9 protein-coding genes are annotated in these 13,762 nt (G+C 37.3%); 5 read left to right on the forward strand and 4 right to left on the reverse strand.

The window, feature by feature from the left end:
- Positions 1-105: 105 nt before the first annotated feature.
- The 3 genes from DCC39_RS14775 to DCC39_RS14780 all read right to left on the reverse strand — a co-directional run bounded on the left by DCC39_RS14775 (position 106) and on the right by DCC39_RS14780 (position 3,998).
- Complete coding sequence (locus tag DCC39_RS14775; protein ID WP_116555673.1) at positions 106-1,566, reverse strand: ATP-binding protein; 1,461 nt, start codon at positions 1,564-1,566, stop codon at positions 106-108.
- 1,522 nt (positions 1,567-3,088) lie between these two features.
- A complete protein-coding gene (locus DCC39_RS19685) occupies positions 3,089-3,214 on the reverse strand; it encodes a hypothetical protein (RefSeq protein WP_276309926.1) in 126 nt (41 codons plus the stop codon).
- 16 nt (positions 3,215-3,230) lie between these two features.
- Positions 3,231-3,998, reverse strand: coding sequence for a cell wall hydrolase (locus DCC39_RS14780; protein ID WP_116555674.1), 768 nt, complete (start codon positions 3,996-3,998; stop codon positions 3,231-3,233).
- Between the two features lie 794 nt (positions 3,999-4,792).
- Between DCC39_RS14780 and groES the strand changes: the two genes are divergently transcribed.
- The 3 genes from groES to DCC39_RS14795 all read left to right on the forward strand — a co-directional run bounded on the left by groES (position 4,793) and on the right by DCC39_RS14795 (position 7,276).
- Positions 4,793-5,116 (forward strand): co-chaperone GroES, encoded by a 324-nt coding sequence (gene groES / locus DCC39_RS14785; RefSeq protein WP_116555700.1) that lies wholly within the window; start codon positions 4,793-4,795, stop codon positions 5,114-5,116.
- Positions 5,109-6,716 carry a chaperonin GroEL gene (groL, locus tag DCC39_RS14790; RefSeq protein ID WP_116555675.1) on the forward strand — a complete coding sequence of 536 codons (1,608 nt, stop codon included), beginning with the start codon at positions 5,109-5,111 and terminating at the stop codon, positions 6,714-6,716. Before groES ends, groL begins: the two co-directional genes overlap by 8 nt.
- 62 nt (positions 6,717-6,778) lie before the next feature.
- A complete protein-coding gene (locus tag DCC39_RS14795; RefSeq protein ID WP_116555676.1) occupies positions 6,779-7,276 on the forward strand; it encodes a hypothetical protein in 498 nt (165 codons plus the stop codon).
- On the opposite strand, the gene DCC39_RS14800 is transcribed toward DCC39_RS14795, so the two are convergent.
- Positions 7,244-7,714: a hypothetical protein gene (locus tag DCC39_RS14800; protein WP_240613664.1), complete on the reverse strand. Its 471-nt coding sequence runs from the start codon at positions 7,712-7,714 to the stop codon at positions 7,244-7,246. The genes DCC39_RS14795 and DCC39_RS14800 overlap by 33 nt on opposite strands.
- Positions 7,715-8,419: 705 nt before the next feature.
- Between DCC39_RS14800 and DCC39_RS14810 the strand changes: the two genes are divergently transcribed.
- Together DCC39_RS14810 and DCC39_RS14815 are read left to right on the forward strand one after the other, a co-directional pair.
- Positions 8,420-11,575, forward strand: coding sequence for a DUF3427 domain-containing protein (locus tag DCC39_RS14810; RefSeq protein ID WP_116555678.1), 3,156 nt, complete (start codon positions 8,420-8,422; stop codon positions 11,573-11,575).
- A gap of 600 nt (positions 11,576-12,175) precedes the next feature.
- Positions 12,176-13,708 carry a malate:quinone oxidoreductase gene (locus DCC39_RS14815; RefSeq protein ID WP_116555679.1) on the forward strand — a complete coding sequence of 511 codons (1,533 nt, stop codon included), beginning with the start codon at positions 12,176-12,178 and terminating at the stop codon, positions 13,706-13,708.
- The last annotated feature ends 54 nt before the right edge of the window (positions 13,709-13,762 follow it).

The raw sequence follows: 13,762 nt of genomic DNA on the forward strand, positions 1-13,762 counted from the left end.
ACACTTTTTTAGTGTAAGCTCCAACGCCTTACTTTTTATTTACTGGGGTTTTGTCCCAGCCTCTTTTCGCATGAGTTGTCATCTATTATAAGGAGGGATTATCACCTACAGATTATCTTGTGATTGTTCATATCCCTCTTTTTCTGCATGCCCCAATAAGTAAAGAAACGCAAAAGCGGGAATACGAATGATTTTCGTATTTGTTTTGTGCTTTGTCATACCGTAATCATCGTCACCACGAGTCACCACAATTGCCCCTTTTGTAAGAGCATCATTAGCCCAATCTACAATTGCCTCGTTTTCAGAGATAGTAGAATTTTGTCTGTACTTCACTTCAATTAAGATACGACCAATTGGGAATGAAACAATGATGTCTATTTCTTTTTGAGTTTTAGCATCCCGAAAATACCCAATGGATGGATGTTGATGATAGAAGAAAGTATGGATATGTTTATATACTGCCGTTTCGATAATTGTTCCCATTTCTAATGGATCTGTAAGAACCTCTTCTCCCAGCATTAATACTGCATTACGAATAGCAGGATCGGCTAAATAAACTTTTGGTTTGGATTTTAATACTTTTTTCCCTTTAAGTTCAAAGGGCTTACTTGCATAGATTAAGTTCGCATGCTCTAATAATTCTAAGTAATTGCTGATTGTTGGTCTGGATACACCTATTTCTTTAGCGATCGTTTCCGCTACGACAATATTCCCACTGGTGATGCAGAGGTATAAAAAGATTTTCTCAAACTCAGAGACATTTCTTATATTGAATAAAGATACGATGTCTCTTTTAATTACCTTATCTACCACATCTTCTCGGATAATTTTTTGTGCAAAGGAGATATCTTGAGTCTTTGCAACTTCAGGAAATCCTCCAATTAATAGGTATTGATGAAAATGTTTTTGCAAAGGCTGTAAGGAAATCATAATAGTAGTAAGTGTCTTTTCATCCAGATTTCCTAATTGAGTTGGTTTAATATTTTTCGGTAAGTCTGGTTTATTTGCTCCAATTAAATCAATATACTCATAAAAAGAAAGTGTTGGTATCCTTATTTGTGTCCATCTACCAACCCCACTTTCACTCATTTTTGTAGCAAGTACGGGGCTTGCAGAACCAGTAGCCATGATTTTATAAGTAGGGTGCTGATCATATAAGGTTTTAAGCCAAGTGTCCCAATCAGTAGCATACTGAATTTCATCAAAAAATAAAAATAACTCTTCTGAACCCTGAGATATATTGTTTTCAAATACTTCAAGAATATCACCAATATCACAAAGCTTAAGCATTGGATGATCAAAAGATACATATAATATTTGCTTAGAGGATGAAGTTTTTAGAATATCACTAATCATTTGATACATAATCGTTGTCTTTCCTACCCGTCTGGGACCAGAAAGAATGACTTCACGTCTAATTTCAGAATGGTAGAAATACTTCTTGGCTTCGTAAAATGCTAAGCGTTTAACTGGTTTTTCAAAATCACGAGGGATCTGTCCGCTGTTCCACCAAGGGTTAAAGCCTAATAAGACTTTTAGAATTTTTTCTTGAGATATAAAGGACATTGTTTTCACCCCTTACCTTATTTATTTATATTTTATACTTATTCAGTAAAATTTTAAAGTATGTTTTACATTTTAACCGAATTTTTATAAGTTAAGCATAAAAAATATTAGATATTAAAACTAATACAATAATATAAAGTGAGAAAGTATGTTTTTCATTGCTTTTAGATTGATACGGTGAACCGTATCATAAGTAAAGGAGGTTTAAAAAAAAATAACACAATTAGCGATAGGTTATTCAAAGTGTAAGTTCCTTCCTTATGAGTAGCCTTTTATTTTTTAAAGCGGTTAAAACGGATAGTAAGTAGGTTATTTGATTACAGCCAATAAATTTTACCATCTTCTCCAAGGGATTTACCATGCATCGCCAATATATTTACAATGGATGAAAAAAGCTCTGCAGATTAAGCCTTTAATAACCTTGAATATTGGGGTTATTGACGAATTCCTAATTTTCGAGTTTAGTTCTTTTCCTAAATTTTTCTTTCAACCAGACAAATGGCGGTCACATTTTAACGAAAAATAAAACAATTTGCCGATTCCAAAAGGGGATTTTGGCCTTTATAAAGCGTAAGAAGGAGTTTTTTACCATTTTTATTGGTTTATAAATTGAGGGTTTTAAAGCAAGGAAAATAAATAAGCTGGACAACGGACGGACAGCTCATTCAATATGCTAATAAAGATTCATAGTTAAACGAATCTTTATTACGGAGAGCTCAAAAATGAAATCTTATTTTAAAAATGGTGGATCAGGCACTAGAATTTTTGTGGCAGAGAACGGAAATCCTCAGGGGAACTGATACTATTTGTTCACGGGGCTTCACAAAATCATCTATGGTAGAACCATCAGTTTCAGTCAGATTCGTTGAAAAAATTTCGGCTTATTGCTTTGGATCTCCGCAAACACGGATTTTCTGGGAAAACAAAAGAGGGATGTCATAGCCAGCAAAATTGGGCAGACGACATCCATTCGATTATTCGCTTTTTAAAACTAAAGAAACATGTCTTAGTTGGCTGATTCTATGGAGGAAAAGTAGTATTAAATTATATTAAGGTGTACGGAGAAAGAAATGTTTCAGGGATTAACTTAGTGGGTGTAGGTACATCTTCCGGTATATCGGGCGGAAATTACTATACACCAGCATCCCAAGCCGTCGTTCCTGGACTAATATCAATAATGCCCTTAATAGTGTGAATGCTTAACGGATTTTGTTAATCTGCTTTTTTACAGGGAGCCAGCTGTGAATGATTTGTATTTCATATTGGGATATAACACCATTGTTCCTCCATACGTTCGGGAAGGTAGTATTACAAGGTCGGTATCCTACGATGAATTGCTGCCTGTTATGCTGACTCACGGCCTTAACGATAAAATTCTCTACCCACCACTACATGTGGATATTCAAGTGTGTTAAGCGCAAGGGATATCCATATTTTTAATGGCGTTTCTGGCAATTAAAACTAAACCTACAAAAGTTTTTCCTCAGCTGATTCGATTGCTTTCTGAATTAAACAATCAGGATTATGGCTGAGAATAATCAAAAATGGGCATCAAACCTTCAATAGCTTTTATAACATCGAGTAATGAAAATTCTTCCCGCCTTTTTGACATATAAGAAGAAGAGATGACAGCTGATTGGCCCGCCATTTTAATGAACATCCATCTATATTGCAAATACGTGATTCCCGATTTTCTTTACTATTTGACGAGAACGAATCCATTGATCTGTTGCAATTTTCGGGTTATAGAAAAAAATAGAATCATTTAATGTATCTTCTCTTTTTAGAGCTTCTTCTACTGCTTGGGTTGATTCCGCCGATGCGGGATTGTTAATTGCACCATTTTGAACAGGTGTAAAAGCATATGCATGCCCGACTACTTCATTTATTACCTCTGTCACCGTATTAGGAAACTGAGGGGATTCAACTCGATTTAACACGATGGTTGCGACAGCTACTTTTCCTTCATAGGGCTCGCCTTTTGCTTCGGCTTCAACTAATCTCGCTAATAATTCTTTTTCTTCTCCTGAGATAGAAACCGCCGGTGTCTCATGCTTTGCAACGGGTGTTTCCCCTTTTGGTTCTGTTGGTTGAGCCATTTTATCTGCTGCCTCAATAGAATCAGTAGCAGTCTCAGTTTCAGATTCTGATTCTGATGAAGGTGCTAGTAACTCTACTGCCTTTGCAGTTGCATTTATTATCACAGGTTTTCCCAATTGGATTGATAAACCCTGTGGTTGTAAGATTTCGCCAATGAGAGAATCTTGTTTTACATCTTTATTCTCAATAATCGTTAAAGAATGTTGTTGTTCAAGTCCAAGGCTTTTATTAAGATTGATAGATTGAGTGATCGTCTTCGCCATATTAGATTGTACACCTAAAGCTATTGTAGCTATACAAGCTACAGCAAATGATTTCAAAGAATTTCTCATGCTGTGTGCTACCTCCTGTAAATTCTTCTGATAGTACCCTAACATGGCATTTAGCTGAATTACAGGACGATAGCATTACAAATCTTTTTAATTTGATGAGCAACATTACATAGAAAGAAAGTTATGATAATAATCCTATGAAAATGTCATAAACCAGGAAATAATACGAAGTAGATGAATAAATTACCTAAGGAAATTGCCATTTTAAAAGGCCCAAAAGATTCCACCTAGTGTATGTTGATCAATGTTACAACGATTCTGCCACGACAAGACGATATATCGGGAAAGCAAAATGGTTGTGTGGCTAATAAGTAAATCATATGAGATCCGTTTCGGAGATGTGTAAGAGTCTCTAACTCACTGAATACAGATTTTAATTCTTTTGACAGTTGATTGTTTTGATCATTATGATTTATCACCGCTGGTAAAAAGTATAACAGAAGTGATACATTCTTATGGCCGTAATCACGCCCTGATTATGCAATGAACCTTGGCTGCTGAACATAAGCTAGGCTAGCTGCAGACATAAGGCTATTAAATTTTTATAAAGTAAAGAGTTTGGAAAGGAAATAAAACAAGCCCTTCTCCAAAGAAAACGGGTGAAAATGATAGTAATTATTTAAAAAACTGCAAAAAATGATATTATGATGGGAAAATCCAATAAATTTTACATTTTTTAGCTTATTTTCCCACTTGAAAGGAACTCGAAAATAAGATAAATAACTAATTGAAAATAGCACTCACCGAAGTCGAGTGCTAACAAATTTTGATAGGGAGGTTGAGTTGAGTTGGGTATGATCAAACCGCTTGGGAGTCGTGTTGTTCTTAAACCATTAAAAGAGGAGGAGATGACTGCAGGTGGTATCGTTATACCTGATCAATCGAAAGAAAAGCCGACAAAAGGAAAAGTTGTTGCGGTGGGTAAAGGACGGTATCAGGACAAGAAGATTATTCCTCTCCAAGTCAAAAAAGACGATACTGTAATTTTTTCCAAATATGCCGGAACCGAAGTGAAAATCGGAGAAGAAGAATACTTAATTTTGGATGAAAAAGACATCCTTGCTATTTTAGAGGAAGCCGAACAGGCTGCTGAGAAGGAGATGGTCTTAAATGGCTAAGCAAATCCTTTTTAGTGAAGAATCACGCCAAGCGATGCTTCGCGGCGTCGATCAATTGGCCAATGCCGTAAAAAAGACACTTGGTCCAAAGGGACGTAATGTCGTGTTGGAGAGAAAATATGGTTCACCGTTAATTACAAATGATGGTGTGACGATTGCAAAAGAAATCGAGTTAGAAGATCAATTTGAAAATCTTGGTGCTCAAATCGTCAAGGAGGTAGCCACCAAAACAAACGATGTGGCCGGGGACGGAACGACAACGGCTACCGTACTTGCACAGGCGATGATACATGAAGGGCTCAGAAATGTTACGGCCGGCGCCAATCCGATGATGATTCGAAAAGGGATCGAAAAGGCTGTCCGTGTGGCATTGAGCGAACTTGAGTCGATTTCACAACCTGTTGAGACAAAAGAATCAATTGCACAGGTAGGTGCCATCTCGGCAGGAGATCCGGAAGTCGGCAAATTGATTGCCGATGCGATGGAGAAGGTCGGGAAAGACGGTGTTATCACCGTAGAAGAATCAAAAGGCTTCCAGACGGAGCTTGACGTGGTTGAAGGAATGGCTTTTGACAAAGGCTATGTTTCCCCACACTTTGTCAGTGATAAAGACAAAATGGAAGCTGTCCTTGAAGATCCTTACATTTTAATTACTGATAAGAAGATTTCCAATATCCAAGAGATTTTGCCTTTGGTTGAGGAGGTGGCGAAATCGAATAAGTCGCTCCTCATCATTGCCGAAGACCTTGAAGGAGAAGCATTGGCCACATTGGTTGTCAATAAATTAAGAGGTACACTGGATTGTGTAGCTGTGAAAGCGCCCCGCTTCGGAGACCGAAGAAAAGCAATGCTTCAAGATATCGGAATTGTCACCGGTGGCGAGGTCATTTCGGAAGAAGTCGGCCTTGAATTAAAATCCACAACGATTGAACAACTAGGCCGCGCCAAAAGAGTTAGAATCACGAAAGATTCCACAACAATTGTTGACGGACTCGGTGAGAAGAAGGAAATCGAAAGCAGAATTTCACAAATCAAAAAACAGATCGAAGAAACTACCTCTGACTTTGATCGGGAAAAACTTGAGGAACGCCTTGCCAAGCTGAGCGGGGGCGTTGCCGTTATAAAAGTCGGTGCAGCCACAGAAACCGAACTGAAGGAGAAAAAACTGCGGATCGAAGATGCGCTGAACTCGACAAAAGCTGCTGTCGATGAAGGAATCGTTTCAGGTGGGGGAACCGCACTTATCGATATTCAAAAAGCACTTGAAGGCATCGAAGCGGAAGGTGACGAAAAAACAGGCGTCCAAATCGTTTATCGTGCATTGGAGGAACCTGTCCGTACGATTGCAAACAATGCCGGATTGGATGGGTCTGTAATTGTGGCCGACTTGAAGAAAAAACCGGTTGGTGAAGGTTTTGACGCCCTAACTGGACAGTGGGTTAACATGATGGAAGCTGGAATCATTGATCCGGCAAAGGTTACTCGATCCGCCCTTCAAAACGCCGGTTCCATAGCAGCTATGTTTCTTACAACAGAAGCCACGGTAGTGGATTTGCCGGAAAAAGATAACAAAGCAGGTGCTCCATCTTTTGACGCCTAATCTTTCAAAAAGGCTTCCCCTCGGGGCAGCCTTTTTGAAAAACTTTTAAGGTGGCTACAAAAATGAGAGAATACCTTATCTACTGTGAGGATTGCAAGGAATATACGATACTAGGCAAATATATAAAAAAGAAAAAACAGTACCAAGGCGAATATTCCCTTCTGTATAACGATCATATTGAAAATGACGAAATCCTGCATCGCTTTATCATCAATCACCTCGGACACCCTTTAAAGGCGGTGTCCAGTGAAAGTAAGGAATATGTTGAGATACTTAGAGCTGGAGCTCATTTCATGGAAGATGATATCGAAAACCTTGTTGCTGAATCTATTAAGGAAAAACAATATGAAGCCCGGGATGTTGCGATGGAACGAGAGCTGGGCCAGCTCAATTTCAACATTTTGTTAAAATTGTTTGAGGAAGAAGCAAATTCATTGGCAAAGATCGCAACCGCTACATCAGCAGAGTCACAATTCCTTTTAGGGAAAGAAGAGGGCATTAAAAAAGCAATGGATATTTTAAAGGATCTAATGGAAAGGACCAATGCTTTGTATAGTTAAAGGCCGCTTCATTTCAGAATTCGTTCGGCCTTTAAGGTTTACAAGGGCAGCGGTCTTTTCCATATTTTGTTGAAAAATGAATGATTTGTGAGAAATTAACGCAGTTGCTGGATGTTCAGAATGATATGAATGACATTCCACAACATAATTTGTTTTCTGGCACGAGTAACGGGTAACAGATTGGTAAAACATTCGCTCTGGATCATAATAATTTGCATTTCTTACAGCAATACTATTTTGATCATTGGAATAATGAGTGGAACCAACTAAGACAAATACTTTATCAAATTCTTGTCCTAAAACGTCATGTGCATTCAATCCTCTGTTAAGCTTCATCTTTTGAATTTCTTCTCCATTAACTTTAGGATTAATATGTTCAATCTGTATAACTTCTTTAATTGGAATGATAGTCCATTTGTGCTGTTGTCTTAGTTTCAAATGGCCCGATTTAAATCCCCAGTATGAATTATAACTTTATCATGTTTATCAATAAATTCTTTGGCTAAATCATAGAGTAATAAAGTTTTCCCAGTTGCGGGTAAACCTTTTAAAATTATAAACTGTGATGGGTTATCAAGTATTTTATACTTAAACTATTTCCTATTAGATTTCCAGTAGGTATCCAATATTCACAAAGAACAACTGATATTTTTCAATAAAGAGCGGCTATTATATAATATTCAGTAAGGAAAAGAATATTTGGAGAAAATTTTTAAATTCAGAGAAACTCATAGATTACTTGTACAAAATAGAAAAAGATATTGGTATACCGGAATTATTATTAAGAGAGTTAAGAAATGGGCGATCTGAAACTTATAAGTTTTATTTGCAAATCGTGCATAACTCATACACTACTTGTATGATAGGAGCGTATAGCAAACAAATTAGAAAAAAAGATTCAATATTATCCAATACATTTGGTATGGCTTCAAAATATTCAAATCAAACGCTTAACAAAGTAAATCATGAATTTAGTGTTACTTCAAATCGTGAACTATGGATTATGGCTCACGTACTTAGAGAAAGCTTTATTAAATACTATGTGTTATTACATAAGGATCATTAAGATTAAACACACATATTTACTGTAAAATGAAAAAAGTATAGTGTGCTAAGAAATAGATAAAATGCGAGGAAAGAAGCATGTTAAAACAAGGAATTTACGAGCAAATTATTAATCAAAAATTAAAAAATGAATTAATAGATTTAGAGAACGATATGTATGAAATTGGTAAAGAGAGTTTGGACGTTGAGGAAGCACGCAAGTTTCTATCTTCTTATATTTCTGCTGTTACTAGAAGAGCGCTAAAGTATGTTCGGGATAATGAAACGGATGATCACAGCGCATTAGTTAATCAGATAAAAACGTGTAATGAAATCATTGCCACTTTAAGCAAAAGTCTTGATAATGAGGAATTTGACTCGCTTAAAATTACGGAAGAAGGGGAGGTGCTCACTTCCCTATATTCACGGCTCAATACGATTCAAATTGTTAAAGAGTCTGAAGTCGCTCGGCCAGTTACACCCATTTCCGAAAGCTCTTTATTTACAGGATCCAACTATGAACCAAACATGTTGGAGGAGCTGAAACGGGAAATTTTATCTGCAGACTCAATAGATTTCCTTGTCTCTTTTATTAAATGGAGCGGATTGCGCTGTATTATCGAAGAATTAAGAACATTTACTGGACGGGGTGGAAAGTTAAGAGTAATCACGACATCTTATATGGAGGCGACTGACTATAAGGCGATTTTGGAGCTTAGCCAATTAGAAAATACCGAAATAAAAATTTCATATGAAGTGAAGCGTACGCGTCTTCATGCCAAAGCTTATTTATTTAAAAGGGATACAGGCTTTAGTACTGCATATATCGGATCTTCCAATTTATCAAATCCTGCTTTAACGTCTGGCCTGGAATGGAATGTCAAAGTAACTGAAAAAGACTCTTTCGATATTCTTAAAAAGTGTGAAGCAACATTCGTAAGCTATTGGAATGATCGTGAATTTAAAAAATTTAGTGGTGAAAAAGAACAGGATCGCCAGCTGCTTAAAGTTGCTTTGTCAAAAGATATACAACAGAACAATAATGAAGTTCAATACTTTCTTGATTACCGTCCTCATTACTATCAAAAAGAAATATTGGAAAAGCTTCAAGTTGAACGAGAAGTTTATGGACGGATGAATAATTTAATAGTTGCAGCTACTGGTGTAGGAAAAACGGTTATTTCTGCTTTTGATTATAAACGCTTTAAATTAAACCACAAACATTCGTCAAAGCTCTTATTTGTAGCACACCGTGAAGAGATATTGATTCAAAGTAGAGATACGTTTCGAGCAATTTTAAAAGACGCCAACTTTGGTGATTTGCTCGTTGGAAATCACTCACCGAGTTCGATTGATCATTTGTTCATCAGCATTCAAAGCTTTAATAGTAAAAAGCTGTACGAGAAAACAACAAACGATTTTTACGATTTTATTATTGTAGATGAATTCCATCATGCAGCGGCTGAATCATATCAAAAGTTATTAAACTTTTATAAGCCGAAGATTCTGTTAGGCTTAACCGCAACGCCTGAAAGAATGGACGGCAAAAGTATTCTTACGTACTTCGATTATACGATTGCCGCTGAAATGCGACTTCCAGAAGCAATTAATCAAAAGTTCTTAAGCCCATTTCAATATTTTTGTGTCACTGACACGGTCGATTTGTCGAGGTTAAAATGGAGCAGGAAAGGTTATGATCATAAAGAACTGGAAAATGTATATACATATAACGATGTAAGAAGCAATCATATTGTGAAAAGTATTGAAAAGTATGTGGCTGATCTTGATGAGACCAAAGGGATTGGCTTTTGTGTTTCTGTTGAACATGCAAAATACATGTCCCATTTTTTTAATACTGTGGGTATACCTTCAGTTGCTTTACATGGGAATATTGACAATGAATTAAGAAAGGAAGCAAGACATAGGCTCGTTTCTGGAGAAATAAAATTTATTTTTGTCGTTGATTTGTACAATGAAGGCATTGACATTCCTGAAGTAAACGCGGTTTTATTTTTACGTCCAACAGAAAGTTTAACTGTCTTTTTACAGCAATTGGGAAGGGGTTTGCGACTTTCAGACGGAAAAGAATGTCTAACTGTTTTAGACTTTGTAGGACAAGCTCATAAAAATTATTCGTTCGAAGAAAAATTTCAAGCGTTAATCGGAAAAACTAAACATTCTGTCCGGCATTATGTGGAAAATGGTTTCTTCCATCTTCCAAAGGGTTGCTATATTCAACTAGAAAAACAAGCAAAAGAGTATATTTTGCGAAACATTAAGACAAGCTCAAATACCCGTCCGAATCTAATTACGAAATTAAAGTGTTTTCAAGAAGACACTGGACAAGAGCTTACCTTAAGTAATTTTTTGAAATTTTACCATTTATCTTTGTATGATTTTTATGGTCGGAGCAAGGATCGCAGTTTCAGTAGATTATTGGTTGAAGCGGGGGTAAAAGCGGACTTTAGTTGCAAAGATGAGAAGTTTATAACTAGCCGCTTGCCGAATCTGTTTCATTTAAATTCGTATACAATGCTTCGATTTTTAATGGCGTATATCGATGGAGGTAAAGAGGCTGAGAATGATCAAGAGAAGCTCATGCTGAATATGCTCTATTACACATTTTATCAATCATATCCTAAAAAAGAAGGATTTTCATCGATTGAAGAGGGGATAAAAGCAATTATCGCTTATGATGAGTTTAAAGAGGAAATCTTGCAAATACTACACTATTTATATCAAACGATTGAGACGTTAGAAATTGCAAATAATTTTTCTTTTCCTTGCCCATTGCAAGTTCATAGTAAATATTCAACAGCACAAGTTATGGCAGCTCTAGGCTATTTTAATGAGGAAAGCAGTCCATCTTTTAGGGAAGGTGTCAAGTATTTCAAAGAAAAGGATTTAGATATCTTTTTCATAACATTAAACAAGTCAGAAAAGGACTTTTCTCCATCAACACTATATAATGATTATGCAATAAATGAAAGGTTATTTCATTGGCAAACGCAAAGCAGGGTAGCTGAAGGAAGCGAAACAGCAAAGCGCTACATTCACCATCGGAAACAAAACCATAAAATTGCACTTTTTGTACGTGAATATAAAAAGGAGCATGGTCTTACCTCTCCGTTTGTTTTTCTAGGAACTTGTGAATACGTTAGCCACACAGGAAATAAGCCGATGAATTTTATATGGAAGTTAAAAGAGGAAATGCCGTCTTACTTAGTGTCGAAAGCAAATAAAAACATTTTATAGCAATGCTTTAATTGTCGGAACATCGGCTGGCCCCATTTTAATAAACAAAGTTGATCTGTTTCAACTCAGCGAAGCCCAGTATACTCTTTTGCTATCGGTGTTCCATTTGTAATTTCTGCTTAAATACATTAAGTGAACAATAGATTCTTCATATTCATGATATGTATCTGATATAAGCTCCCCGATTGCAATCATAAAGCAACAACATATTTTTAGTTTCATAATGGAAAGTTCCGGGTAATTAAAGAATGAGCCAAGTTCTTTAAGTACTAGGAAAACAATGATGTTTTAGTAGCATTAATCAAAAATAAACCATGTACGGAAAACGAAGAATTCTCGAAGGGTGCGTCCACCGGTGATGGCAAACCAAAGCTTGAAGAGGCCTTGGTTTTTTGGTTCCTAGTATCTTGTGGGATTTCTTACTTTTTTACCAGTTTTTAAATAGCCCATAACTGTCAAATAGTAGTATAATAGCAATGTATATAAATCTATTACTGGTTCAGAAAAGATGTGTGACGAGGTACCATCTTGGCTGGTTATGGTGCCTGACGGGAGCGCCAACATCCTTTCTGCAAATCTTAAGGTATAAGGATGGGTAAAATGAGCAGCAAAAAGACTGAAACAGACGTTATTTTAATTGGTGCAGGTATCATGAGTGCAACGTTGGGGACACTTTTGAAAGAATTAGTGCCAGACTGGAACATCACCGTATTTGAGAAGCTCTCAGAAGCAGGAGAGGAAAGCTCGAATGAATGGAATAACGCGGGAACTGGGCATGCTGCACTATGCGAGCTTAACTACACTGTCGAAAAACCGGACGGATCGGTAGATATTAGCAAAGCGATAAAAATTAATGAACAGTTTCAGGTATCTATGCAGTTTTGGTCTTATCTAGTAAACAACAATCTAATTCGCAATCCACAAGACTTTATCAGGCCATTGCCTCATATGAGTCTCGTACAAGGGGAAGAAAATGTAACGTTTTTAAAGAAACGCTTTGAAGCGATGTCAAACAACCCTCTCTTCAAAGGGATGGAATTTTCCGATGACCCGGAAAAATTGTTGGAATGGATCCCGCTTATTATGCAAGGCCGCACCTCGGATGAACCGATTGCAGCAACAAGAATCGACTCTGGAACGGATGTTAACTTTGGTGCATTAACCCGCATGCTGTTTAACCATTTAAAAACGAAAAATATCGAGATTAACTACAATCATAGGGTCGATGATATTAAACGTGCGGACGATGGCTCGTGGGAAGTGAAAGTAAAGAATCTCGAAAGCGGCCGTGTTGAGCGCCATACGGCAAAGTTCGTCTTTATCGGAGGCGGAGGCGGAAGCTTGCCTTTACTCCAAAAATCCGGCATTCCTGAAGGCAAACATATTGGTGGATTCCCAGTAAGCGGAATCTTTTTGGTGTGTAAAAATCCGGAGGTTGTCGAGCAGCATCATGCAAAAGTATACGGAAAAGCGAAAGTTGGAGCTCCGCCGATGTCTGTGCCGCATCTTGACACAAGATATATCGACAATAAAAAAACGTTGCTCTTTGGGCCATTCGCCGGCTTTTCACCAAAATTTTTAAAAACGGGTTCAATGCTCGATTTAGTCCATTCGGTAAAACCGAACAATGTCTTAACGATGTTGGCGGCAGGCGCAAAAGAGATGCCATTGACGAAGTATCTCATCCAGCAAGTGATGTTATCGAAAGAGCAGCGCATAGAGGAGTTACGTGAGTTTATTCCAAACGCAAAAAGCGAGGATTGGGATTTAGTTGTGGCTGGCCAACGTGTACAAGTGATTAAAGATACGGAGACAGGCGGCAAAGGAACGCTTCAATTTGGTACGGAGGTAATTACTTCCGCTGACGGCTCGATTGCTGCATTACTGGGCGCTTCTCCAGGGGCTTCTACTGCCGTTCACGTGATGCTTGAAATAATTAAAAAATGCTTCCCGCAACATATGAAAACGTGGGAACCGAAAATCAAAGAAATGATTCCATCATATGGCTTGAAACTAATGGAAAACCCAGAGCTTTTGCGCGAAATTCATGCTTCAACAGCAGAGGCGCTCGGCTTAGAGGATAAAAAACAAACAGATTCAGAAAGAAAAACTCATTTGTTACAGGAAGTGTAAATTGCCACTTTGGCAATTTGTCCTTCCTTTTTCTTTTGGAGTAGAAATGTAATT

The organism is Pueribacillus theae (genome assembly GCF_003097615.1).
Classification (GTDB): Bacteria; Bacillota; Bacilli; order Bacillales; family UBA6769; genus Pueribacillus; species Pueribacillus theae.